Source organism: Streptomyces caeni (assembly GCF_042678285.1).
Taxonomy (GTDB): domain Bacteria; phylum Actinomycetota; class Actinomycetes; order Streptomycetales; family Streptomycetaceae; genus Streptomyces; species Streptomyces caeni.
Genome location: NZ_JBHUDX010000013.1, coordinates 109,104 through 133,221 on the forward strand (window position 1 = coordinate 109,104; position 24,118 = coordinate 133,221).

Genomic DNA, 24,118 nt, shown 5'->3' on the forward strand with positions numbered 1-24,118 from the left:
CCCCCCTAAGACTGGCCGCTGCCCCAGAAGACGGGCCGAACCCACCATCCGAAGGCGGCATGCCTCCCGGCGGCCGTCAGCCGCGCGCACCCAGCAGATGGTCCATGGCCAGCTGGTCCAGGCGCTCGAACGCCATACCGCGCGCGGCGGCCGCCTCCACGTCGAACTCCTCGAAAGCACTGCGGTCGGCGAGCAGGGACTGAAGTCCGTCCGCGGCGGTCGGCTGTGCCAGCTGGTCCAGACGTGAGGCACGCAGGGCCTCCTGCACCTCGGGGTCCGCACGGAAGGCCGCCGAGCGCTCCTTGAGGATGAGGTAGTTGCGCATGCAGCCCGCGGCCGAGGCCCATACGCCGTCGAGGTCCTCGGTCCGCGGCGGCTTGAAGTCGAAGTGGCGCGGCCCGCCGTACCCGGCGCTCTCCAGGAGGTCCACCAGCCAGAACGCGGCACGCAGGTCGCCCGCACCGAAACGCAGGTCCTGGTCGTACTTGATGCCGGACTGGCCGTTGAGGTCGATGTGGAAGAGCTTGCCCGCCCACAGGGCCTGAGCGATGCCGTGCGGGAAGTTCAGGCCGGCCATCTGCTCGTGGCCCACCTCGGGGTTGACGCCGTACAGCTCGGGCCGCTCCAGTCGCTCGATGAACGCCAGGGCATGTCCGACGGTGGGCAGCAGGATGTCGCCGCGCGGCTCGTTCGGCTTGGGCTCGATGGCGAAGCGGAGGTCGTAGCCCTGGGAGGTGACGTACTCGCCGAGGAGATCGAACGCCTCCTTCATACGGTCGAGCGCGACGCGCACGTCCTTGGCCGCACCGGACTCGGCGCCTTCCCGGCCGCCCCAGGCGACGTACGTCTTCGCGCCCAGTTCCACCGCCAGGTCGATGTTGCGGATGGTCTTGCGCAGGGCGTAGCGGCGTACGTCCCGGTCGTTGGCGGTGAACGCGCCGTCCTTGAAGACGGGGTGGGTGAAGAGATTGGTGGTGGCCATCGGCGCGGTCATCCCGGTCGTGTCGAGGGCCTGCCGAAAGCGCTTGATGTGCGACTCGCGCTCACTGTCGGAGGCCCCGAAGGGGATCAGGTCGTCGTCATGGAATGTCACTCCGTAGGCCCCCAGCTCGGCGAGGCGCTGCACCGTCTCGACCGGGTCCAAGGCGCGCCGGGTTGCGTCGCCGAACGGGTCCCTTCCCTGCCAGCCGACGGTCCACAGACCGAAGGTGAACCTGTCCTCGGGGGTGGGCTGGTAGTTCATGCCGCGGCTCCTTGCTCGCTGAAGACTATTTCGTCATGGCGCTTAACAAATTAGTATGCGAACGCATCTGTGGGAAGAGACCCAGGTGTCTTCGGTACCGCGGAAAGGGAGAGCCCGATGTCAGCAGCCGAGGGTCCGCTCGTCGTCGGGGTGGACTCGTCCACCCAGTCCACCAAGGCCCTGGTCGTCGACGCTTCGACCGGACGGGTGATGGCGAGCGGCCAGGCACCGCACACCGTCTCGTCGGGCGCGGGCCGCGAGAGTGATCCCCGCCAGTGGTGGGACGCCCTCTGCGAGGCTCTGCGCCAGTGCGGCGAAGCGGCCCATGAGGCCACCGCCGTGTCGATCGGCGGCCAGCAGCACGGCCTCGTGGCCCTGGACGCGCAGGGCGACCCGGTGCGCCCGGCCCTGCTGTGGAACGACGTGCGTTCGGCACCGCAGGCGCGCCGACTGGTGGAGGAACTGGGCGGCCCCAAGGCGTGGGCGGAACGCACCGGGAGCGTGCCGGGCCCGTCCTTCACAGTCACGAAGTGGGCCTGGCTGGCCGAGAACGAGCCGGAGACCGTCCGCACGACAGCGGCCGTGCGGCTGCCCCACGACTACCTGACCGAACGCCTCACGGGTCAGGGCACCACCGACCGCGGTGACGCCTCCGGGACCGGCTGGTGGGCGTCCGCGACGGAGTCGTACGACCAGGAGACACTCGCCCGCGTGGGCCTCGATCCGGCCCTGCTGCCGCGGGTGGTCCGCCCGGGAGAGGTGGCCGGCACGGTGCGCGACACCCATGACCTGCCCTTCTCCAAGGGCACCCTGGTCGCGCCGGGCACAGGGGACAACGCGGCCGCCGCACTGGGCCTCGGACTGCGCCCCGGAACCCCCGTGCTGAGCCTGGGCACATCCGGCACGGTGTACGCGGTCTCACGGCGACGCCCCGCCGATCCGACCGGCACCGTGGCGGGCTTCGCGGACGCGCACGGCGACTGGCTGCCGCTGGCCTGCACCCTGAACTGCACGCTCGCCGTCGACCGGATCGCCGCCCTGCTGGGCCTGGACCGTGAGGCCGTCGAGCCCGGCACGGGTGCCACGCTGCTCCCCTATCTCGACGGCGAGCGCACCCCGGACCTCCCGCACGCCTCCGGGCTGTTGCACGGCCTTCGGCACGACACAACGGCCGGGCAACTGCTCCAAGCCGCGTACGACGGCGCGGTGCACTCGCTGCTCGGCGCCCTCGACCTGGTGCTCGACACCGACGCGGACCGCACGACTCCCCTGCTGCTCATCGGGGGCGGCGCCAAGGGCAGGGCGTGGCAGGAGACCGTACGCCGGCTCTCGGGGCGTCCCGTCCAGATCCCGGAGGCCAGGGAACTGGTCGCGCTCGGGGCCGCCGCGCAGGCCGCCGGACTGCTGACGGGCGAGGACCCCGCCGCGGTGGCCCGGCGCTGGGACACCGCCCGCGGGCCGGTGCTGGGGGCCGTGGAGCGGGACGAGTCGACGCTCACCAGGATCGCCGGGGTACTCTCCGACGCGGCACCGCTGCTGGAGCGGGAGCCGGACCGGCGCTGACGGGATCCGAGGGAGGCATGACCGCACCACTGCACGAAGCCCATCCGTCCAGCCCCGGCCGCCGGCTGCCCGACACGCAGCAGGGCATGCGCCGCCGCAATCTGGCGCGGGTCATGCACACCGTGAGCGCCGAGGGGCCGCTGTCGCGTGCCGCTGTCGCCTCACGGATCGGGCTGACCCGGGCCGCGGTCTCCACGCTGGTCGACGAGCTGATCCGCTCCGGACTGCTCGAGGAGCTGGGGCCGGAACGGCCCGGCCGGGTGGGGCGGCCGGGGTCTGCCCTGGCCGTCAGCGGACGCGGCCCCGCCGGGATCGGCGCGGAGATCGGTGTGGACCACCTCGCGGTGTCCGCGGTCGATCTGCGCGGAGGGGTACGGGCGCGCGCGGTGCGGCACGGCACGAACCGCGGCCGCGCCCCCGGGCCCGTACTCACCGAACTCACCGCACTCGTGGAACGGGTCGTCGCCGAGGCGGAGCGGGAGGGCCTGTGGCCGGCGGGCCTCGCCGTCGCGGTGCCCGGCCTGGTCGCGCGCGACGCCCGGACCGTGGTCCGCGCCCCCAACCTCGACTGGCACCACGTCGATCTCGGTACCCTGCTGCCCGCCGGACTGCCGCTGACCGTGGACAACGAGGCCAACTTCGGCTCGCTCGCGGAACTCTGGCTGGGCGACTCCACTCCTCGCGACTTCCTGCACGTCTCGGCGGAGATCGGCATCGGTGGCGCGGTGGTCGTGGACGGACGGTTGCTGCGCGGCACACATGGTTTCGCGGGTGAGCTGGGCCATGTGCCCGTGCGTCCGGAAGGACCGGAGTGCGCATGCGGCGGGCGCGGTTGTCTGGAGCAGTACGCCGGTGAGGAGGCGGTACTGCGCGCGGCCGGGCTGACGCCGGGCGAGGACCGCGTCGACATGCTGGCCGAGCGCGCCGCGCAGGGCGACAAGGACGTGTGCCGGGCCCTGCACGACGCCGGTACCGCCCTCGGTGTCGCGCTCACGGGGGCGGTCAACCTGCTGGACCCAGAAGCGGTCGTGCTCGGCGGAGCACTCGCCGCGCTGGCGCCCTGGCTCCTGCCGTCGCTGGAGCGGGAGCTGGCCCGGCGGACGGCCGGCCCGCCCTGTGCCGTGACCGTCTCGCGGCTGGGTTCCGAGGGGCCGTTGCTGGGTGCCGCTCACTCGGTGGTGCGAGCCGTGCTCGACGATCCTGCGGCGATCGCCGAGCGGGGGTGACGGGCCTTCCTCGCCGGTGGCTCTCGGTATCCGGGGCCCTCCTCCACGGCGTTTCCCTCCAACGGGTGGCGGGGTTATCCACAATTCCGTCGCTGTCCACCGAAGACGCCGCGCTCTTCCTGCCCAACAGGCCAGCCCCGTACCGTGATTCACGCCAGGCGCAGCCGTCGGACAGGGCTGCGCGGAGTCGAATCGGGGGTTCCCATGACGGGGGAGAACGTTCTGGACTGCGGCGTGAGGCGATCGGGCTGCGTGAGGTCTCGTTCCAGAGCGTCACGGCGATGGCGCCCGCGGCAGCGGCCGCCGCGTCCATTCCCTCGGGCGCGGCCTTCGCGGGCGGCAGCCTGCCGCTGTCCGTGCTCATCGCACTGGTGGCCTGTCTGTTCACCGCGCCGTGCGTGGCCGAGCTGGCACGGCAGTTGCCCGCCGCGGGTTCGGTGGCGGCCTATGCGGCGCAGGGTCTGCATCCGGCGGTCGGCTTTCTCGTCGGCTGGGGCATCGTGGTGAACCTCGCCTGCGCGGGCTACTTCCTGCGCCGCAGACGGGAGTTGTTCAAACCGGTGCGGCATCTGCTGTTCCCGCTGCTGTGGATCGCCGCCTTCGTGCCTGCATTGCCGACTGCGGCGGGCCTGCCGGTCTTCGACTTCGTGACCGCTCCGACCGCGCCGGTGTCCTACACCGGCCCCGTCGTCGGTGTGTGGATGGCGGCCGGGGTGACGGTGCTGCTCGTCCTGGTGCGGCGCCGTCCCGGACGCATAGCCGAGACCGCCCGCGTCCATCTCGACAAGTCCCCGACATCCGACCTTCGGCCGAACGGAGCCGTCCAGCCATGACCGATCCCCGCATCCTGACCGTGCGGCCCGCGCCGGGCGAGTACGCCTGGACGTTCGGCGGCGCGCCGCCCGTCGCCCGGATCGCACCGGGCACGGTCCTCGATCTGTACACCGAGGACTGTTTCGCCGGGCGGGTGCGATCCGAAAAGGACCTGGTGTCCGAGGTGTGCGAGTTCCCCTTCCTCAATCCGCAGACCGGTCCGTTCCATGTGGAGGGCGCCGAGCCGGGTGACACGCTGGCGGTGCACTTCGTGTCGATCGAGCCGGCCCGGGACTGGGCGGCTTCGACGACGGTGCCGCTGTTCGGCGCGCTGACCTCCACGCACACCACGGCGACCCTGCAGCCGCCGTTGCCGGAGGCGGTGTGGATCTGGCAGCTCGACCGAGCGCGGGGCACCGCCGAGTTCAGCGCGCGCGACGGCGACATCCGGGTGGAGCTGCCCATGGACCCGATGCACGGGACGGTGGGCGTGGCGCCGGCCAACATGGAGGTGCGCTCCGCTCTGGTGCCGGACGCGCACGGCGGCAACATGGACACCCCGGAGATGCGTGCGGGCGTCACCTGCTATCTGGGGGTGAACGTCGAAGGCGGACTCGTCAGCCTTGGCGACGGGCATGCCCGGCAGGGCGAGGGTGAGACCTGCGGGGTGGCCGTCGAGTGCGCCATGCACACCGTGGTGATCGTCGAACTGCTCAAGGGCCTCGCCACACCGTGGCCGCGCATCGAGTCCGACACTCACATCATCTCGACGGGCTCCGCCCGCCCGCTGGAGGACGCGTTCCGGATATCCCAGCTCGACCTCGTGCAGTGGCTTGTGCGCGACTACGGGTTCAGCGAGGTGGACGCCTACCAGTTCGCCACCCAGACGGTCGAGTCCCCGCTGGCGAACGTCTGCGACATCAACTACACGTGTGTGGCCAAACTCCGCAAGGAATGGCTGCCCGCACGCGAGACACACCGCGGAATCCACGCCCGCTTGCGCGAAACAGCGGCCACGCTCAGGTGTTGAGCACTCAGCGGACGGGATCGGCTGCAGGAGCCCAGGCATGGAAAGGCATGTGCTGCATGGAACACACCGGATCGGAACGAACCAGCCCCGTCACGACGAGACGGCGGCTGCTGAAGGGAGCGGCCCTCGCCGCGCTTCCCTACGCGCTGCTGCCCTCGGCACCGGCCCGTGCCCGGCCTCGGATCGTCGACCAGCCCTCGGTCGACTGGCTGTCGGCCGACCCGGCCAACTACACCGTCTCCGACCGGCCGATCGGATATCCGCTCGACCTGGTCGTCATCCATGTGACGCAGACGACGTACACGACCACCCTGGGCGTCTTCCAGAACCCCCGGAAGAAGGTGTCCGCGCACTATGTCATCCGGTCGGCCGACGGACACATCGCGCAGTGCGTCCGCGAGCACGACATCGCCTGGCACGCGGGGAACTGGGACTACAACACCCGCAGCATCGGCATCGAGCACGAAGGTTGGGTGGACAGACCGGAGTACTTCACGAGCGCCCTGTACCAGGAGTCGGCCAGGCTCACGGCGGCGATCTGCACCAGATACGGCATTCCCAAGGACCGGGCGCACATCATCGGGCACTACGAGGTTCCGGGCACCGACCACACCGACCCGGGGCCGAGCTGGGACTGGGAGCTCTACATGTCACTCGTCAACGCCTCCTGAGCGACGGGCGCCGGGTGTAAGCCGCTGATCACGCGAGACAGACGGGCCAGGACCGGAGTCCGCCGCGATGGGATGTCCGGGGCCCCGAGGGTGCGTGCAACCTGCGCAATCTCCTCAGGCGGCGCCGACCCGGTCGGCTGCGGCGGAGAGGCACGAAGCGCAGCCACCGCGATTACCACGGAGGCGCAGAACCACCATGAGGGGCAACGTGGAGAAGGCGGACGAGACGAGGCGCGTCAAGCCCTCGCAGCGGAGGTTCCTGCGCCACGACGCCGACTCGCCCGGCGAGAAGTCCCGGCAAGGCCGCTACCAGGTGATCCAGCTGTGCAGCCCCCTCGGCCTGTGTCCTGGGCGCGAGAGGGCCTGACGAGGCGAGGCCGCCCGGATATGGCTTCCCCACTCGCGGATGTGACTTCCTCGCTACTCGCGGATGTGACTTCCTCGCTCGCGCCGTAGGCGGCGGTTCAGGGCCCACAGATCCAACGCCGCCACCAGGGCGATGGCCCCGCACACGGCCGCCAGGACGACCAGTACGCCGCGGCTGGGCGACTGACCGGGTTGCGAGTTGTCCGCCCACAGCCCGATCAGGACGGCCCCCGCGGCAAAGAGTGGAAGAGCGGCGCCGCTGAGGACGACACGCAGCCGCAGCGCGCTCTGGGCGGTGGCTGGTTCCGTGCCGGTTCTCGCCCAGCGGCGGCCGATGGCTCCCGAGCGCGAACGGGGCACCGGCCCGCGGCCGGCGTCGGCCGGGGCCGACGGCCGGTGCCTCGGGTCGGGGACGTGCCCGGAACGGCCGGCAGGTTCCTCGCTCACGGCGTGTCTCCTTTCAGCACACGGTGTCCGGCCCCCGCCCTGCCGTCTCAACCGCCGCCCGACTTGCTGCTGATCGAGTCCTTCACCCGGTCGATCATGGACGCGATGGGCCCCGCCATCCACTGGGCCGCGGGCGATCCCGCCGCAGTCGGGTGCGGATGGGTCGGCGCCATCTTCTCGGCCATCTGCAGCCGGGTACCCATCCCCTTGAGTTCGCCCTCCTCGCAGCCCCGGCGCACCGCGGGGAACTCTTCCCGCTCCTCGTGCTCGGCGTGGTCGATCACGGACTTCTCGAAGGCGGCGAACTCGGTGTCGAACTCCGCGCTGTCCACGTCCATCTTCTCCAGTTGGGCGAGGACCTTGGTCGCTTCCTCCTCCTCGTGGTTGCGGGCCTCGGTCTCGGCCTCCCCGGCCGTCTTCTTCGCCGTCGGCCTCAAGATCATCTCTTCTGCCGTCTCGTGGACCGCCAGGAGAGCCCTCAGTTCGTCGAAGGTCTCCTGCCTCTGCTCGCCGTGCGAGGTCTTGACCCCGGCGAACAGATCACGGATCCGCGCATGCTGCTCCAGCAGGATGCGCACCACGTCGCCTTCCGGCAGCCTCGCCGCTTCCTCGCGTTCCTTGGTCGCGCTGCTCATGGCCATGCCCTCCTTCCCGCGTCGGCTTCCACGTTCTCCCTCGCGGGTAACCCCGACAGATCACGACAAACAGTCCCGTACGCTCCACGCCGTCGCCGCACCGGGTTGCCCGGCCGACGATCGACCCCCGCGCCCGACCCCGGCGAACACGGCCGAGGTCTCGACATCGTCGCCATGCCGTCCGCCCGGTGCGGAACACGGGTGTACTGCGGCGGGGTCAGCCGGTGGGCGGATGCGCCCGAAGGATGAAACACTTACTGTTCACCCAAACGACACCCAATAGAGGCTCACGCGACGCCCACCACGGATGAAAGGGATGCATCTTCGGATATCGGACATCGGATCCCGGAGAGAGAGTCATCCGACATGAGCCAGATACTTGTAGCCGTGGCAACGAAGATCGGCGTCGCGCTCGCCGAGGCGGTCATCCTGCGTCTGGCGTGGGAACTGTGGTCCGCGTACTCACGCCACCTGCGCACGGCCGGCGCGCCGGCCACCGCCTGACACACGGCGCTCCCCCCGACGCCCGGGCGTCCTTGCGACGCTCCGGCCCCCGGCACCGCGGTCGCCGCCCGGCGCACGGTCGCCGCCCGGTGCACCGACGCCCGGCAGCGCCGTCGCTGCCGCGCGCCGTGCTGTGGTTCCGTCGGGGGCCGTGTCAGGCGTTCTTCCTGCCCGCGCCCCGAGCCGAGCCGTCGTGCTCAGCCGGCGCCTCGACCGCCCCGTCGTGCTTCCTGCTGCGCACCAGCCAGGTGGCCCCGCCGACGGCCAGGGCGACGGGCCATTCCAGTGCCCCCGCCACGGCCATCGCTCCGAGACCTCCGTAGAACACGAGATCCTTGGCCGACGGCCTGCCGGGCAGCCGTGACGTCGCCGTCCTCGCGGTACTCGTCACATCCTCCCTGGTGAGATACGGAATCGGCACCGGGGGGTGGAGCGTCCGCGTGTGCAGGTGCAGGCCCGCACCCTCGTGCGCATGTGTCTGCGCGGACTGCTTCTGCGGTGCTTCTCGCTGTCGCGTGGTCGCCGCTGTCCTGGGCATTCCCTGCCCTCCTTTCGTGGAGTCCGTACGGTGTGCCTCTTCAATTCTCGCGCGCTTCGCGCGGCATGCGCCCTATCAGTGATTGATGGCTGTCTGTATTGATTTCGTGTGAACCACGAGGTTCGTGGCTACTCGCGCAGGAAGGGATGTTCCGGACCCGGGGGTGGGGCGGATGAGGCAGGTGATGCGCTGTGGCACTGCCGGGAGGCGGCCTGCTGCGGGCCGCCGTGTCATCCGCCGCCACCGCACTGCGGGGTCGCGACACCACACGGCGCATACGGCACTTCGAGGGGCGCGCACACGTAGCGGTACGGGGGCTGCGCGAGGGCGACCTGCCCCACCCGTCGGCGGCCAGTCTCGTCGAGGACGTGGAGCGCCGGCTCGCGGAGGTGCCCGGCGTGGTCTGGGCCGCGGCGAACACCGTGCTCGGGCATGTCGTCGTCGCCACCGAGGGCCCCTCGGACGCGGCGGAGACCGTGGCGGCCCTGATCGAGGCGGTCGAGGAGGTCGAGGAGGCGCACGGCGCCGACCACCCGCTGCCCGACCATCCCCTCTCCGGCGGGGCCTCCCGGCGGGCGGCATGGGCGGTGGCCATGCAGGTGGCGGCCGCGCCCCTGGCCGCCGCGGCGGGACTGACACGTCGTGCTCCCCTCCCTGCCCAGGCCGCGGCGCTCGTCCCGCTCGTCGAGGTCCATCCGCGACTGCGTCGCCTGGTCGAGCGGGCGGTCGGCGCCGGCAACGCCGGACTGCTGATGGCCGGGCTGACGGCGATCGGCCATGCCGGCTCCGGCGGTGTGCTCGGGGTCGGAGTGGACACCGTCCGGCACGCCCTGCGGGTGGTGGAGGCCAACGCGGAGCACGCGTCCTGGGCCGCGGCCGAACCACGTCTCACGGGCACCGCCGCCGCCGGCTCCCACGGGGCGGTGCCGCCGGCACCGCCACGGAAGACGCCGCTGCGGCCGGGACCGGTCGAACGCTACGCGGACCAGGTGCCTCTGGTGGCGGCGGCGACCTTCGCCGGCTCGCTGCTCGTCACCCGGCGCCCCGGAAGGGCCCTCGGCGGCGCCCTGGCGGCCATCCCCAAGGCACCTCTGCTGGCCCGCGAGGGCTTCGCCTCGGCCTTCGGCAGGGGCCTGGCGCGCCGGGGGGTCCTCGTGGCCGAACCCGATGCCCTGCGCAGGCTCGACCGCATCGGCACGGTGCTCCTCGACACGGATGTCCTGGCCACCGGGTCTCACCTTCTGGCCGATCTGGTCGCCCTCGACGAGGACGTGCCCGCGGGAGAACTCGCCGCGCGGGCCCATCGGCTCTTCGACGGCGCCGCGCCCGAGCGGCTGTCCCGGCAGGGCGAGTGGGCGCTCGGGCCGGTGGAGCGGCTGGCGCTGCGAGGTACCGGGACGCGGGAGCAGGAGCGGCTGCACCACGACGGCGCGCGGCTCGTGCTGGGGCTGGCGCACGGAGGCCGTCTGCTCGCCGTGATCAGCGTGGTGCCGCAGATGCACGAGTCCGCCGACGCCTTCGTGCCCGCCGCCCACGACGCCGGGCTGACCGTCGTGACCGCGGGTCCGCACACGGCCGACCCCGCCGTCCGGGATGCCGACGCGGTGCGTGACGCCGGCGAGGGCCTGCTCGCCTCCGTACGGGCCCTCCAGCGGGACAGCGACGGTGTCCTGCTGATCTCCCGGGACCGGTCCGCTCTGCGGGCGGCCGACGTCGGGGTGGGGATCTCCGGCCCGGACGGGACTCCGCCCTGGGGCGGGGATCTGTACATGGACTCCGATCCGGTGGCGGCCACCGTCATCGTGCGGGGCTGCCGCGGCGCGCGGGACAGTGCGCGGCGCGGTGTGCGGCTCGCCCAGGTATCCGCGGCCGTCGGTGCGACGGCGGCGCTGACCGGACGGCGGCAGCGGTCCGCCGCACGCGGGGTGACGGCCTTCAACGCGGCGGGCGCGCTCGGCATCGCCGCCGGGTTCTGGTCGGCGGTACGGCTGCTGCGGCTCCCCCCGCCCCTGCCCGCCGAGTCCCGTCACCCCTGGCATGCGATGGACCCGGCCACCCTGCTCTCCCGCACCGGGAGCACGGCCGGCGGACTGTCGGACGAGGAGGCGCGGAGGCGTGGTGCCGCCCCCGGCGAGCGCGCGCCCGCGTCGTCGCTCGGCCGGGCCTGTCTCGCCGAGATGGCCAACCCGCTCACACCCATCCTGGGCGCGGGCGCAGCCATGTCCGCGTCGGTGGGTGCCGTCCTCGACGCCGCCGTCATCATGGCCGTCACCGCGGTGTCGGGGCTCTTCGGCGGCTTCCAGCGGCACCGGACCGCCCGTGCGGAGGCCCGGCTGCGGCGTGAGTCGGCCGTCGTGGCGAGGGTGCTGCGGGACGGGACGGAGACCATCGTTCCCGCCCAGCACCTGGTCGTCGGCGACGTGGTAAACCTGGGCGCCGGTGATGTCGTCCCGGCCGACGGGCGTCTGCTGGAGGCGCACCATCTGGAGGCCGACGAGTCTGCGCTCACGGGCGAGTCGCTTCCGGTGGCCAAGGACGTCGCGCCGGTGCTGGCGTCGGAGCTCGCCGAGCGTACGTCCATGGTCTACGAGGGCACCACCGTCGCGGCCGGACGTGGCCGCGCGCTGGTGGTCGCGACCGGCACCGCGACCGAGGCGAGCCGGGCCGCCGCGGTGGGCCGGGGTGCCGCGCCCGCCGTCGGTGTGGAGCGCCGGCTGGCCCGGATCACCCGCAGTGCCCTGCCCGTGGCCCTCGGCTCGGCCGTGGCGGTCGTGGTGGCCGGTGCCCTGCGCGGGCGCCGTGCCCGGGACACGGTCGGCGCGGGTGTCGGCCTGGCCGTGGCCAGTGTTCCGGAGGGGCTGCCGTTCCTGGTCTCGGCGGCCCAGCTCGCCTCCGCCAGAAGGCTGTCCGCCCGGGGGGCCCTGGTCAGGGATCCCCGCACCATCGAGGCCGCTGGCCGCACCGACGTGCTGTGCTTCGACAAGACCGGCACCCTCACCCACGGGCACATCTTCCTCGTCGCCGTCGCGGCCGACGGCGACAGCCGGTCCCTGGAGTCCCTCGGCGACGAGCAGCGCGCCGTCCTGGCCGCCGCGCTGCGGGCGACGCCGCGCCCGCACGGCGGCAACGGACTGGAGCACGCGACCGACGGCGCCGTCACCGACGGCGCCCAGGAGGCGGGCGTGCGCCGGGCGACGGGCGCACCGGACTGGCGGCGGCTCTCCGGCCTGCCGTTCGAGCCGAGCCGCGGTTTCCACGCCACCCTGGGCCGGTCCCGAGAACGCCGCATCCTGTCTGTGAAGGGAGCGCCGGAGGAGGTCGTCGCGCGCTGCGCCACCCGCGGTGGCCGGCGGTTGACGGAGGAGGACCGCGCCGACATCCTCACCACCGGCGAGAAGCTGGCGGCCGAGGGCCATCGCGTCCTGGCGGTCGCCGAGCTGCGCGACGCCGCCGACGGGAAGCTCACCGACGAGGCGGTGCGGGGCCTCGGCTTCGTCGGTTTCCTCGCGTTCGCCGACCGTGTGCGCGGCACCGCCGCGGACGCGGTGCGCCATCTCGCGGACGCGGGAGTGCACATCGTGATGATCACCGGAGACCATCCGAGCACCGCCGGCAAGGCCGCCGCCGACCTGGGGGTCCTGGACGGCAAGCGGGTGGTGACGGGTGCCGAACTCGACGCCCTGGACGACCGCTCGCTCGACGCCCTGCTGCCCGAGATCGGGGTCGTCGCGCGCGGCACCCCGGTGCACAAGGTCCGCGTGGTGCAGGCGTTCCAGCGGCTGGGCCGCACCGTCGCGATGACCGGCGACGGCGCCAATGACGCGCCCGCGATCCGGCTCGCCGACATAGGGATCGCGTTCGGTGTGCGGGCCACTCCGGCGGCGCGTGCGGCGGCCGACCTCGTCGTCACGGACAACCGGCTGGAGACGGTGCTCGCCGCGCTCGTCGAGGGCCGCGCCATGTGGGCCTCCGTGCGCCAGGCCCTGGCGATCCTGGTCGGCGGCAACCTGGGGGAGATCGCGTTCACCCTCCTCGGTGCGGCCGCCACCGGAACATCGCCGCTGACGGCGCGTCAGCTGCTGCTGGTCAACCTGTTCACCGACCTCGTCCCGGCCATGGCCGTCGCGCTGCGCCCGCCCCGGCCGGAGGCGACCGAGCGCATGCTCCACGAGGGACCGGAGGTCTCGCTCGGCACGGCCCTGACCGAGGAGACGGTCTGCCGCGCCGTGGCCACCACGCTCGGTGCCGCCTCGGGCTGGCTCGCCGCCCGGTTCACCGGCCGCGGCCGCCGTGCCCGCACCGTCGCCCTGGTCGCGCTCGTGGGCACGCAGCTCGGCCAGACCCTGCTGGCCGGGGGCAGGAGCAGGGCGATCGCCCTCTCCTCGCTGGGCTCCCTGGCCGCCCTGGCCGTGGTCGTCCAGACGCCGGTCCTCAGCCAGTTCTTCGGCTGCACCCCCCTCGGGCCCCTGGCCTGGGGCATCGCCCTGTCCGCCGCGGCGACGGCGACGGTGGGCTCGCTGTTCCTCCCGGCGCCGATCGCCCGCATCCGCGCGGCGCTCCCCCAGCGGCCGCCGACCGTGTCCACGACGTAGCCCGCCGGACGCGGCCGCACGGTCCCGGCGTGTGTGCGGCGGTGTGGCCCCTCAAGGGGTACGCCAGGGTACCTCCGGCGTGGAATACGCACCGGCGGCCGCCTGTTGGGCTCTGCCGGGATCCGGGTGACACAGGGCAGGTCCCACGGACCGGACGCAACACCGAAGTACGGAAGGAACGGACCCGATGGGCAACGTCACGAGCGAGGACCGCGAAGGCTCCCTGAAGGAGACCGTCGGCGCCTACGGCATCTGGAGTGTCGGACTGCGTTCTGAGGACCCCGGCAGGCGGGGCGAACTGGCCGAGACCGCCGCTGAACTGGAGGAACTGGGCTTCGGCGCCGTCTGGCTGGGCGGCAGCAGCACCGTGCGCCACGCGGTGCCGCTGATCGAGGCGACCTCGCGGCTCACCGTGGCGACCGGCATCCAGAGCATCTGGCAGTACGGGCCGGCCCAGACCGCGGCGCGCTTCACCGAGCTGGAATCGGCACACCCCGGGCGCTTCCTGCTCGGACTGGGCGTGAGCCACGCCGCGCGGACGGAGGGGTACCGCCGCCCGTACTCCGCGATGGCCGGCTATCTGGACGCACTCGACGCCGCGGGCGTACCCGCCGGGCGCCGGGTGCTGGCAGCGCTCGGCCCGAGGATGCTGGAGCTGTCCCGCGACCGCGCCGCAGGCTCCCACCCCTACCTGGTGACGCCCGGGCACACGGCCCGGGCCCGCGCCGTCCTGGGCGGCGCTCCCCTGCTCGCACCGGAGACGAAGGTGGTCCTGGACACGGACCCGGACCGCGCCAGGGCGACGGCCCGCGGCAGCCTCGCCCTCTACCTGGAGCTGCCGAACTACACGAACGCCCTCCAGCAGTTGGGCTTCACACGGGACGATTTCGCGCGCGGCGGCAGCGACCGCCTGGTCGACGCGCTCTTCGCCTGGGGGGACGACGAACGGATCCGGGAACGGATCGAAACCTTCCGCACTGCGGGCGCGGACCACATCGCCCTGCAGGTGATCGAGGACGGCTCCCGCGACTCCCTCCCCCGGGCGGCCTGGCGCCGTCTGGCGGGACTGCTGCGCTGACCGCGTGCCGCGCCGTTGTCAGTGGCCCCGTCTACGGTGAAGTCGACACAGATCCGTGACGAGAAACCGGAGCACCCATGACGACGCTGCCCAACCGGCCGCACACCGCATTGCTCGTCATCGACGTCCAGAACGGGGTGGTGGCAGGCTCTCCCAACCGCGACAGCGTGATCGCGAACATCAACACCCTGATCGACAGGGCGCGCGCGGAGGGCGTGCCCGTGGTCTGGGTGCAGCACTCCAGCGACGAGCTCAAACCGGACAGTGAGAGCTGGCAGTACGTGCCGGAGCTGGTGCGTCGCGATGCGGAACCGCTTGTCCACAAGACCTACTACGACTCGTTCGAGGACACCGGGTTGGAAGCGGTGCTGGCCGAGCGCGGAGTGGGGCAGCTCATCGTCACCGGTGCCCAGACGGACGCCTGCATCCGCTCGACCCTGCACGGCGCGCTCGTCCGCGGGTACGACGTGACGCTGGTCGGCGACGCGCACACGACGGAGGACCTCACCGCATTCGGCGCGCCGGCCCCGGAACAGGTGATAGCGCACACCAATCTCTACTGGAAGTGGCAGAGCGCGCCCGGGCGCCGAGGGGGGACCGTCGGCACGGCGGAGGTGAGTTTCGCGGCTGCCGATGCGGGCTGAGCGGGCCACGCGCCGAGCCGACGGTCCGGCGGCACGTCACAGGACGCTGTCCGTGGCCTTCGGGCGTGTACGAGAGCCGTCGCCACCGGTCCACTCCAGCAGCCATGCGGCCAGGGCCGTCGCGCTCGCGTCCAGGATGGCCTCGCCCTTCTCCCGTGTGGCCAGCCGTGCGTCTCCGGCCACTCCCGTCGCGGTCACGTCCTTGAAGGGGCGCGGAACGTGGACGATGTGGTCCGGAGCCGACTGCAGGGCGATGTCCGGCCCGGTCGCCTCCTCCAGGCGGTCGAGATCGACCAGTTCGGGGGCCACGGTCATCATCATGGAGGTCTCGCCCTCGCAGGCGTGCATCAGCGTCTCCTGCTTCTCCAGGACTTCCGCGGTGCGCGCCCCGCCCGCCGTGAAGTAGCTCGTCACGGCGATGGAAGCGGACAGTTCCCGGGACAGTTCGTTGCTGAGCGCGTTGAGGGCGGTGACGTTGCCGCCGTGGCCGTTCACGACGAGGATCTTCGCGAACCCCGCGGTGAGAATGGAACGGCACAGGTCACGCAGCACCATGTGGTACGTCGGCAGGGTCAGCGTGAAGGTGCCGCCGAACTCCACGTGGTGATCGGACAGTCCGCACCACAGGGAGGGCGCGACCACCGCGGGACGCCCCCGGGCCGCCATGAGGACGGCGGTACGGCGGCATACCTCGGCGCTGAGGAAATCGTCGACACCGGTGGGCAGATGCGGCCCGTGCTGCTCGGTGGAGCCGACCGGCAGCAGCACCGGTGCGCCCTGGGCCGCCAGTCTGCGCAGGGCGGGCGCGGTCAGCCGGTTCCATAGGACGTCGGACATCGTGACACTTCCTTCCTTCTCGAACGCTTCAGCGGGTTTCCGGAGCGGCGAGCGGCGACGGGTGAGCGGGACGTGGGGCGGCGGACGGCTCGTCGTCCGAGGGGATGCCGCCCGCGATCGCCTCGACCGACAGGCCGGTGGTGCGGACCCCGAAGGTGAGGGCACCGGCAGCGATCAGCATCGCGGCCGCCACCAGGGCGAAGACCGCCATGGCTCCGTAGGAGTCCAGGAGCGGGATCAGATAGAACGGGGCGCCCGCGGTGGACAGGCGGCTGAGGGAATACAGCCAGCCGGTAGCGGTGGTGCGCACCCCGGTGGGAAACTGCTCCAACTGGTAGATATGACCGGCGTTCGACATCACGTTGGCCACCACGGTGAAGCAGAAGCCCGAGGCGATGATCGCCGCCGTCGTCGTCGCATTGCCGTAGGCGAGGCCGGCCAGGGCCATCCCCACCAGGGACGCGCAGAGGATCCACTTCCGCTCGGCCTTCTCCATGACGAGCATCGAGAGATACGAGCCGAGCGGGTACCCGATGAACGAGAGGGTCAGGTAGGTCAGCGAATTGCTGACGGTGAGCCCTTTCGCGGCGAGCACCAGCGTGGCCAGGCTGCTGAACCCGTAGTAACCGATGGGCGCGAGGATCCACAGCACGGCCATCACCACCGTGCGCCGGGCCAGCGGCGCCCGAAAAAGGCTCCGGACGGGATGACCTGGGCTCGGCGTCCGTCCCCGGTGCACGGTGGCCGAACGGGGTGTGCCCGCGCCCGCCGCGGCGGGTGCGGGGGCCGCGGGCACCGGACGAATCCAGCCCTCCGCCTCGGCGGCCCGCTCGAAGCGCCTCGCGATCACATCGGCCTCCGCCCCGCGTCCGACGGTCTCCAGCCATCGCGGTGACTCCGGCAGGTTGCGCCGGATGAGGAAGGTGAGCAGTGCGCCAAGGGACCCGACGGCGAACATCCACCGCCAGCCGGCGACACCGAGCGGCGCCGCGCCGACCATCACCATGCCGAGGAATCCGACGACGGGCACGGCCAGATACGCGCTGGTGAAGGCCCAGGCGGCATACCGGCCACGTCGCCCCGGCGGCAGGATGTCGCCCAGGAAGGAGTCGGTCACGGGCAGTTCGCCGCCCAGCCCGATGCCGGCGACGAAACGGAACGCGACCAGGGCCCACAGGTTCGGGGCGAAGGCGCAGGCGAGCGTGCCGGCCGAGTACAGGCTGAGGGTGAGCATGTAGGCACCGCGCCGTCCGACCCGGTCGGCGAGCCGGCCGATCACCACGGCTCCGATGAAGGCGCCGACGAAGGCGGACGCGAGGACCAGTGACAGGTCGAGGCCGCTGAGCTCGAAGGTGGTCTTCAGCGTGGTGGCCAGGACTCCGGACAGGAAGAGCTCGTAGATCTCGAAGAAGTTGCCCAGCGCCATGACGCCGACGAAGCGCTTGTGCAGCGAGGTCATCGGAAGCCTGTCGAGCCGGGCGGCGACGGAGAGGCCGTCGGCCTTGTGCAGAGGGTGCATCTGTTCCCCCTCGGGGACGTATGGGTTCGCTTCCGGCCGGAATTAGATTGGACAGTACAAGCCAAATATTGGCCAGGCAAGAGGTCGGAGGCATAAAGTGGACTGGTCCGTCCAGTCCATATGGAGGTATTCGTCCGTGACCCCCACGCCATCGAACCGGCCGGCCTCCGGCAACAGCGCCGTACGGGCACGCAGCCGCGCGAAGATCCTCTCGGCGGCGAAGCGCCTGTTCCTGGAGGACGGCTACGACGGGGTGAACCTCGACCGCATCGCCGCCGAAGCCGGAGTCGCGCGACAGACGGTCTACAACCGGTTCGGCAGCAAGGACGCCGTCTTCCGCGCCGTCATGGAGGACCACTGGGGCAGCCTCCGCCTCGAGACGCTGCCGTCACGCCTCACGGAGGGACTGGAGAGGACCGGCGATCCGGCTGCCTTCCTGCGCCGGCTGTCCGCGGCCCTGATCGACTTCATCGACGAGACGGGCCAGATCGCCTTCACCCGGCTGGTGATCGCCGAGTCCCGCCGCGCCCCCTGGATCGCCGACGAGTTCTACCGGCTCGGGAAGGAGCCGCTGATCCGGGCGTTCGAGGCGGGCCTGCGCGACCTGGACGAGGCGGGCACGATCCGCTGCCCCTCGCCCGAGGTGGCGGCCCATCAGTTCCTCGGCCTCATCCAGGAGTTCGTCCTCTGGCCCAGGGTCATGGCGGTGCCCGCCGAGCGGATGGGCATACCGTCGACCGAAACCGTCGTCGAGGAAGCCATCGCCACGTTCCTCAGCCGCTACGGGAGCCCCACGCCGCCGTCGGCATGACGGCTGCCCCCACGGGCGACGGAGGTCGACACGTCCGTCGCCCGTCCGCACGGCACCGTTCCACGCGGACTCGGTCACGGCCCAGGTGCCCGAGCGCATCTCCTTGACCGCGGATGCCCGAAACCGCGTCCCGCATGTGAGACGACCGGGCTGAGCTGGTGCGGTGATGCGCCGCTGTGGTCATCTGTGTCCATGACCGTGCTTGTGACCCGCCGCCACGTTGACTACGTGCGTGTCACCACCACGTGTTGTTGCGCCGTGAGCTGACGCCGCGCTCCGGCATCTGACCAACCCCTTTCCCATCGCACCCCGCCGAACCCGGCCACCCCACTCCCGGCTGGTGGGACCGGCTCGTCGGCCCGGGGCGCGCGCTGGACACCGACCGCTGGTTCGTGGTCGCTCCGAACGTGCTCGGGGGCTGCCAGGGCAGCACCGGCCCCTCCTCGCCGCGCCCCGACGGACGATGCCGGGGCGGCGACTTCCCGTTTCTGACACAGCGCGACCAGGTCGCGGCCGAAGCGGGACTGGCCGACGCACCGGGCGTCGACCGCTGGGCCCTGGTGGTCGGCGGCTCGATGGGCGGGACGCGGGCGCTGGAATGGGCCGTGTCGCATCCGGAGCGCACGACCGCGCTTCTGCCGCTCGCCACCACGGCCGCCGCGAGCGCCGAGCAGATCGCCTGGGCCGGCGTCCAGTTGCACGCCATCCCCTCCGACCCGCACCGGCGTGACGGTCACTACCACGACACCGGTCGGGGACCAGACGCCCCACTCGGCCTGGCCCGCCGGCTCGCCCACATCACCTACCGCAGCGAGCCCGAGCTCCAGGCCCGCTTCGGCCGTTCACCGCAGGGCACGAAGGACCCTTGGCACGGGGGCCGGTACCAGGTCGAGTCCCATCTCGGCCATCATGCGGCCAAGCCGGTGCGCCGCTTCGGCGCCGGCAGCCACGTCGTGCTGTCCGAGGCCATGAACAGCCAAGACATCGGCCACGGCCGCGGCGGTGTGCGCGCCGCCCTGCGCCGGGTGACCGCGAGGACCCTGGTGGCGGGGGTCGACTCCGACCGCCTCTGCCTTCCTTCCCAGCAGGCTGAGTTGGCGGCGGGCATCCCCACGGCGGACCGTCTCAGGGTGATCCAGTCCTCCTGTGGCCACGACGGCTTCCTGACCGAGACGGAGCAGGTAGCCGCGCTCGTGGGGGAACTCCTCGCGCAGGCGACGCCACCGGTCACCACCCGGTCCGGTCCCAGTGCAACGCCCGGAGGGCCTCAGATCTCCGGGTAGTTTCTGACAGATACTCAATAAGCTTGCGCCGCAAGGTAAATGCTCCGCATCAACTCCGGTCACTGCGGGCATCATCTGGCGGTGGACACGCACACACACTCCGGGCCGCGGGTCGGCCTGCCTCCACGCGAACGGTCCACCCACGACGCGGAGTTGAGCTTGGTTTCGCTCATCGTCCCAGGGTTGGTCTCCTCGCTGCCCGGATGTCACATCCTTGACTTATCATCTGCGCAGAATGGCGCACACAGTTGCGAGAGGCCGTGCGATGATCGACAGCCACGACCGTTCCGACAGTGCGGACGAGTCACGGGGCAGACATAAGGCGGTGTCCCCGCCCAGACACAGCAGTGGTCTCCCCGCCCCCCGGCTGGCGCGCACCATCCTCATCGCCGCGCTGCTGGGCTACGCGCTCTTCACCACCACCACCGTCCTGAGCACCGGTGTGTCCCCAACGGCCAAGACAGCCGGTGTGCTCCTCCTCCTGGCGGTCCTCGCCCTGCAGTTCGTCCACTCCGCGCCGGGCGGCAGCCGGGCGCTTCTGCCCCAGAAGTGCCTGACCCTGGGCATCCAGACACTACTGACGTATCTGCCGCTCGTGGTGTTCCACGCCCCCTGGGGGACGGTGTCCGGATACCTGGCCGGTTCCGTGCTGCTCCTCCTGCCGCCGCCGGTGGCCTGGCCGCTCTACGGAATCACGGGGCTGAGCATGCTGACCCCGCCCGTCCTCGAAGGCCGACCGCTCATCGACGGCATCCACCTCGCCGAGACCTCGCTCCTGACCGGACTCGTCGTCTACGGACTCACCCGGCTGACGGAACTGATCACGCAACTGCACGCCGCCCGCGGGGAACTCGCCCGCCAGGCAGTCGCCACAGAACGGCAGCGCTTCGCCCGGGACCTCCACGACCTGCTCGGCTTCAGCCTCTCCGCGATCACCCTGAAGAGCGAGCTGATCCACCGGCTCATTCCGGCGCATCCGGCACGCGCGATGAAGGAGATCAACGAGGTCCTGAGCATCGCCGGACAGTCCCTCGCCGATGTCCGAAAAGTCGCCAGCGGGTTCCGCGACATGTCGCTGCAGCAGGAGATCAAGACGGCCCGCTCGATGCTCGACGCCGCCGGCATCGACGTACGCACGGAGGTCCGCCTGGGGGCGCTCTCCCTCCAGGTGGACACCGCGCTCGCCACCACGCTGCGGGAGGCCGTCACCAATCTGCTGCGACACAGCGACGCCTCACGCTGCAGCATCCGGGCCGTCCAGCAGGAGGGCCTGGTCCGGCTGGTGGTCGAGAACGACGGTGTCGACCCCGCCTACCACGACCCCTCACCGCACGGCGGCAGCGGACTGGGCAATCTGCACGCCCGGATGACCGCTGTGGGCGGACGGCTGGAGTCAGGGCCCGGGACGGACGGCACATTCCGGGTGCTGGCCGAAGTGCCCGCGAAAAAGCCGCAGGAGACGACCGCGGAGGTACGGCAGATCATGTTTCCGCCCAATGGATCAGCCGCCTGATCGCGTCCCGGCGAGGGCTGCGCCACCGGCCGCGGTTGCGGGGCCACCCGCGTCATGGTCCTCCGTGCAGGGAGGTGACTGCGGCGTTCACCGCACGGTCCGAGGGAAAACGGTGTGCGGACGGCCTGTGGTGAACAGCCGTCAGATCGTCCTCGGTGATGCCGAGTGAGGCCAGCGTCTGCCACGGCCGCACCGTGTCGAAGACGGTTCCGGAGGTCGCCTCGTGGTCGTTCCCGCGCTCACTCATGAGGGTCTCTCACTGACCAGGGAGCGGGACACCTGCCGGGAGCCGCGGCGCGCGAAGCGCAGCCACAGCAACTGGGAGAAGAGCCAGCGCCGCATCGCGCCGAGATGGGCGGGCGAGCCGTGCACGTCGTCGAACGTCTTGAACCGGACATCGTCGAGCGTGCGGCGCAACAGCGCCTGCTCGCTGCCCGGGATGATCTCGTCGCGGCTGCTGGCGACGTACCGGACGGGAATGCGCACCTGCCGAAGCCGCTCCGGCGTGAAGGCGAACCCCGGCAGGCGGTGACGCAGTTCGGTGAGGTCCGCGCTCCCGGTGAGGCGGCGCAGGGTGTCGGCGGTGATGCCGGGCACACGGGGCCACCAGTCCTCGTCGGCGAAGAAGTCGGCGACGGGTGCGCCCACGGTCAGGACGCGGCGGATGCGGGGGTCCTCGGCGGCGGCGAGCATGGCGAGGTGGCCGCTGAAGCTGAGGGCGAGCATCGAGGTGTCACCGACCTGGGCGCGGTCGGCGAGCCGATCGAGCAGGAAGCTGAGGGTGCGCCAGGACTCGGGGCCGTAGGTGACGGTGTTCTCGCCGACGCCCGGCAGTTCGGTGACGACGGCGGCGAAGCCGATCCTGCGCAGCAGGGGCAGCAGCGGCGCCCACTGTTCCTTCACGCTGACGATGCCGCCCATGACGACCAGCAGCGGGCGGGATCTGTCGAGCCCCGCGGCCCAGCAGGCGACGGTGCCGTCGGGGTGGTCGAACTCCAGGCGCTCGATACCGTCCTGGTCGCGGCGCCACCGGTCGAAGGTGTCGACACAGAGCTGCTGGGCGAGGACGCGATCGGCGTCGCCGTGGTACGGGAAACGGGCGAGGGCGTAGTGCCGGCACGCGTCGAGGAGGTCGCCACGAGCGGCGGCGGCCCGGCCTTCGGCGGTCCACACCGCGGCCCAGGAGCCGGCGTCCCCGGTGGTGTCATTGGTGACACGGGTGAGGACACGCGCGGCGTGCTCGGCCGTCATGCCCTGGCCGCGGGCGTGCAGACGGGCGAATTCCTTGAGCTCTTCCAGATGGTCCATGATGTCGGATCACCGTCCCCGGTCAGTGGAATGCGCCGTCGGGACGGCGCGGACCGAAGCCGAAGGCCCGGTCGACTGCGATGTGCCCGGTCCGGCCGAGCCCGGCGGGCAGCCGCCACCGGGAGGCCGTGGGTGGCCCGGCGGCCGGNNGCGGGCCGGCCGCCGGGCGCGGTTCGTACGGCCCGTTGCGCTGCGGACGAAGGTGGGCACGCCCTCAGTGTTCCGCCGCCCCCTTGTGCCTCGCTTGTACGAGGCGGGTTCGGCCCGGTACCGCTCGGGACGCAGGTCGTGGCGGCGCTCAGCCCAGACGGGCCAGGTACGCCTCGACGGCATCGGCGGCGACGGCCGGACCGTTGACGGAACGCATACGCTCCCGCATGGCCCGCACCCCGCCGGTCACGGACGCGTCGCCCGTCACCTGGGCCACGGCGTCGCGCAGGCTGTGCACCGTGACGTCCTCCTTGGCCAGAAGACGGCCGAGACCCAGCTCTTCCACGCGCAGGCCGTTCGCCAGTTGCTCGCTCGTCTGCGGCACGACCACCATGGGCACACCGTTGTGCAGTGACTCCATGGTGCTGTTCATGCCGCCGTGGGTGATGAACAGCCGGGCGTGGCGCAGCACGTCCAACTGTGGCGCGTAGCGCCGTACGTCGACGTTCGCGGGCAGCGGTCCGAGCCCGGCGGGGTCGGTGTGGTCTCCGACGGTGATGAGGACGTCCCACTCGGAGTCACCGAAGGCTTCGATGGCCATCGTGAAGAACTCCGGCCAGCCCCTCGCGGAGGTGCCGAGCGAGATCAGCAGGACGGGCCGGTCGGCCGAGGCCGGCTGCCAGGTGCCCTGGTAGGGGCGTTCGACGATGCAGGGCCCGGTGAAGACGAACCGGTCGTCGAAGGTCTCGCCGGCGTACTGGAACTCGCGCGGGAGGAAGATGATGCCGAGCTTCTCGATGTCCGAGAGGAAGCCCATCGGGTCCGCCGGCAGTCCGAACCGGGGCAGCACGGCCGCGAGCTTCTTCGCCGCTTCGATCATCCGCGGGTCGTTCGATTGCGCCACGGGGAACTTCTCCCGGATCGAGAAGTGTTCGTTCGCCCCGAACACCGGATACGTGCGGATCAGCGGAATGCCGTTCCCGGCGGCGAGGAAGCGCGCGCCCCATGCCATGAAGTCGTGGACGATCACATCCGGCCTGTTCTCCCGGTAGAACGGTGCGACCTGTTCCACGAGGGTCACGCCTTCGTTCAGGCACCGTAATCCCTCTCCCGCGTTCTCGTCGGCGGTCAGGGGTGCGCGGTAGAAGTCGCCGAAGACCGAGTCGTATCCGACCGGCTCGGCCCCGGCGGCCTTCACGATGGGAGCGAAGTGCTCCGTCACGGTGCAGGTGACGCGGTGGCCCCGTCTCACCAGTTCCTCGACCACACCGACCGTGGGGTTGACATGGCCTACGGCCGGAAAGTGGAAGAATGCGATGTGGCGTTGCACGATTGTCTCCTTCCGGG

The 24,118-nt window shown here is 71.7% G+C and carries 20 protein-coding genes and 1 pseudogene; 12 read left to right on the forward strand and 9 right to left on the reverse strand.

The window, feature by feature from the left end:
- Positions 1-76: 76 nt before the first annotated feature.
- The gene (gene xylA, locus ACFSL4_RS05945) at positions 77-1,243 is read right to left on the reverse strand and encodes a xylose isomerase (protein ID WP_381079256.1); all 1,167 of its coding nucleotides are present in this window, start codon (positions 1,241-1,243) and stop codon (positions 77-79) included.
- A gap of 117 nt (positions 1,244-1,360) precedes the next feature.
- Here xylA and xylB point away from each other — a divergent pair, with 117 nt between their 5' ends.
- The 6 genes from xylB (at position 1,361) to ACFSL4_RS05975 (ending at position 6,913) form a co-directional block, all read left to right on the forward strand.
- Positions 1,361-2,806 carry a xylulokinase gene (gene xylB, locus ACFSL4_RS05950; protein WP_381079258.1) on the forward strand — a complete coding sequence of 482 codons (1,446 nt, stop codon included), beginning with the start codon at positions 1,361-1,363 and terminating at the stop codon, positions 2,804-2,806.
- Positions 2,807-2,823: 17 nt separating this feature from the next.
- Positions 2,824-4,032 (forward strand): ROK family protein, encoded by a 1,209-nt coding sequence (locus ACFSL4_RS05955; RefSeq protein WP_381079260.1) that lies wholly within the window; start codon positions 2,824-2,826, stop codon positions 4,030-4,032.
- A gap of 281 nt (positions 4,033-4,313) precedes the next feature.
- Positions 4,314-4,865, forward strand: a complete 552-nt coding sequence (locus tag ACFSL4_RS05960; protein ID WP_381079262.1) for a hypothetical protein — start codon at positions 4,314-4,316, stop codon at positions 4,863-4,865.
- Positions 4,862-5,875: an acetamidase/formamidase family protein gene (locus ACFSL4_RS05965; RefSeq protein ID WP_381079264.1), complete on the forward strand. Its 1,014-nt coding sequence runs from the start codon at positions 4,862-4,864 to the stop codon at positions 5,873-5,875. The genes ACFSL4_RS05960 and ACFSL4_RS05965 overlap by 4 nt, the downstream gene beginning before the upstream one ends.
- 56 nt (positions 5,876-5,931) lie before the next feature.
- The gene (locus tag ACFSL4_RS05970) at positions 5,932-6,546 is read left to right on the forward strand and encodes an N-acetylmuramoyl-L-alanine amidase (RefSeq protein ID WP_381079266.1); all 615 of its coding nucleotides are present in this window, start codon (positions 5,932-5,934) and stop codon (positions 6,544-6,546) included.
- 196 nt (positions 6,547-6,742) lie between these two features.
- Positions 6,743-6,913, forward strand: a complete 171-nt coding sequence (locus ACFSL4_RS05975) for a hypothetical protein (RefSeq protein WP_381079268.1) — start codon at positions 6,743-6,745, stop codon at positions 6,911-6,913.
- Positions 6,914-6,966: 53 nt separating this feature from the next.
- On the opposite strand, the gene ACFSL4_RS05980 is transcribed toward ACFSL4_RS05975, so the two are convergent.
- The 3 genes from ACFSL4_RS05980 to ACFSL4_RS05990 form a co-directional block, all read right to left on the reverse strand.
- Positions 6,967-7,359 (reverse strand): DUF6343 family protein, encoded by a 393-nt coding sequence (locus ACFSL4_RS05980; protein ID WP_381079270.1) that lies wholly within the window; start codon positions 7,357-7,359, stop codon positions 6,967-6,969.
- Between the two features lie 47 nt (positions 7,360-7,406).
- Positions 7,407-7,994: a hemerythrin domain-containing protein gene (locus ACFSL4_RS05985; protein WP_381079272.1), complete on the reverse strand. Its 588-nt coding sequence runs from the start codon at positions 7,992-7,994 to the stop codon at positions 7,407-7,409.
- A 658-nt stretch (positions 7,995-8,652) separates the two neighbouring features.
- Positions 8,653-9,036 (reverse strand): hypothetical protein, encoded by a 384-nt coding sequence (locus ACFSL4_RS05990; RefSeq protein ID WP_381079274.1) that lies wholly within the window; start codon positions 9,034-9,036, stop codon positions 8,653-8,655.
- Between the two features lie 191 nt (positions 9,037-9,227).
- Between ACFSL4_RS05990 and ACFSL4_RS05995 the strand changes: the two genes are divergently transcribed.
- The 3 genes from ACFSL4_RS05995 (at position 9,228) to ACFSL4_RS06005 (ending at position 15,350) form a co-directional block, all read left to right on the forward strand.
- Positions 9,228-13,628 carry a cation-translocating P-type ATPase gene (locus ACFSL4_RS05995; RefSeq protein WP_381079276.1) on the forward strand — a complete coding sequence of 1,467 codons (4,401 nt, stop codon included), beginning with the start codon at positions 9,228-9,230 and terminating at the stop codon, positions 13,626-13,628.
- A gap of 187 nt (positions 13,629-13,815) precedes the next feature.
- Positions 13,816-14,706 (forward strand): LLM class F420-dependent oxidoreductase, encoded by an 891-nt coding sequence (locus tag ACFSL4_RS06000; protein WP_381079278.1) that lies wholly within the window; start codon positions 13,816-13,818, stop codon positions 14,704-14,706.
- Between the two features lie 77 nt (positions 14,707-14,783).
- Complete coding sequence (locus ACFSL4_RS06005; RefSeq protein ID WP_381079280.1) at positions 14,784-15,350, forward strand: cysteine hydrolase family protein; 567 nt, start codon at positions 14,784-14,786, stop codon at positions 15,348-15,350.
- Between the two features lie 36 nt (positions 15,351-15,386).
- Here ACFSL4_RS06005 and ACFSL4_RS06010 read toward each other — a convergent pair whose 3' ends face one another.
- Together ACFSL4_RS06010 and ACFSL4_RS06015 are read right to left on the reverse strand one after the other, a co-directional pair.
- Positions 15,387-16,187, reverse strand: a complete 801-nt coding sequence (locus ACFSL4_RS06010; protein ID WP_381079282.1) for a creatininase family protein — start codon at positions 16,185-16,187, stop codon at positions 15,387-15,389.
- Between the two features lie 28 nt (positions 16,188-16,215).
- On the reverse strand, positions 16,216-17,706 hold the full coding sequence (locus tag ACFSL4_RS06015; RefSeq protein ID WP_381079284.1) for an MFS transporter: 1,491 nt from the start codon (positions 17,704-17,706) through the stop codon (positions 16,216-16,218).
- A gap of 136 nt (positions 17,707-17,842) precedes the next feature.
- Here ACFSL4_RS06015 and ACFSL4_RS06020 point away from each other — a divergent pair, with 136 nt between their 5' ends.
- The 3 genes and pseudogenes from ACFSL4_RS06020 (at position 17,843) to ACFSL4_RS06030 (ending at position 21,313) form a co-directional block, all read left to right on the forward strand.
- A complete protein-coding gene (locus ACFSL4_RS06020) occupies positions 17,843-18,517 on the forward strand; it encodes a TetR/AcrR family transcriptional regulator (RefSeq protein ID WP_381079286.1) in 675 nt (224 codons plus the stop codon).
- A gap of 308 nt (positions 18,518-18,825) precedes the next feature.
- A pseudogene (metX, locus tag ACFSL4_RS06025) lies at positions 18,826-19,800 on the forward strand (homoserine O-acetyltransferase MetX); the annotation flags it as partial.
- A 325-nt stretch (positions 19,801-20,125) separates the two neighbouring features.
- On the forward strand, positions 20,126-21,313 hold the full coding sequence (locus ACFSL4_RS06030; protein ID WP_381079288.1) for a sensor histidine kinase: 1,188 nt from the start codon (positions 20,126-20,128) through the stop codon (positions 21,311-21,313).
- A gap of 52 nt (positions 21,314-21,365) precedes the next feature.
- Here the strand turns inward: ACFSL4_RS06030 and ACFSL4_RS06035 are convergent, their stop codons facing one another.
- The 3 genes from ACFSL4_RS06035 to ACFSL4_RS06045 all read right to left on the reverse strand — a co-directional run bounded on the left by ACFSL4_RS06035 (position 21,366) and on the right by ACFSL4_RS06045 (position 24,101).
- Positions 21,366-21,560 (reverse strand): hypothetical protein, encoded by a 195-nt coding sequence (locus tag ACFSL4_RS06035; RefSeq protein ID WP_381079290.1) that lies wholly within the window; start codon positions 21,558-21,560, stop codon positions 21,366-21,368.
- On the reverse strand, positions 21,557-22,621 hold the full coding sequence (locus ACFSL4_RS06040) for an alpha/beta hydrolase (RefSeq protein WP_381079292.1): 1,065 nt from the start codon (positions 22,619-22,621) through the stop codon (positions 21,557-21,559). Before ACFSL4_RS06040 ends, ACFSL4_RS06035 begins: the two co-directional genes overlap by 4 nt.
- A gap of 298 nt (positions 22,622-22,919) precedes the next feature.
- Positions 22,920-24,101 (reverse strand): macrolide family glycosyltransferase, encoded by a 1,182-nt coding sequence (locus ACFSL4_RS06045; RefSeq protein ID WP_381079294.1) that lies wholly within the window; start codon positions 24,099-24,101, stop codon positions 22,920-22,922.
- Between the last annotated feature and the right edge of the window lie 17 nt (positions 24,102-24,118).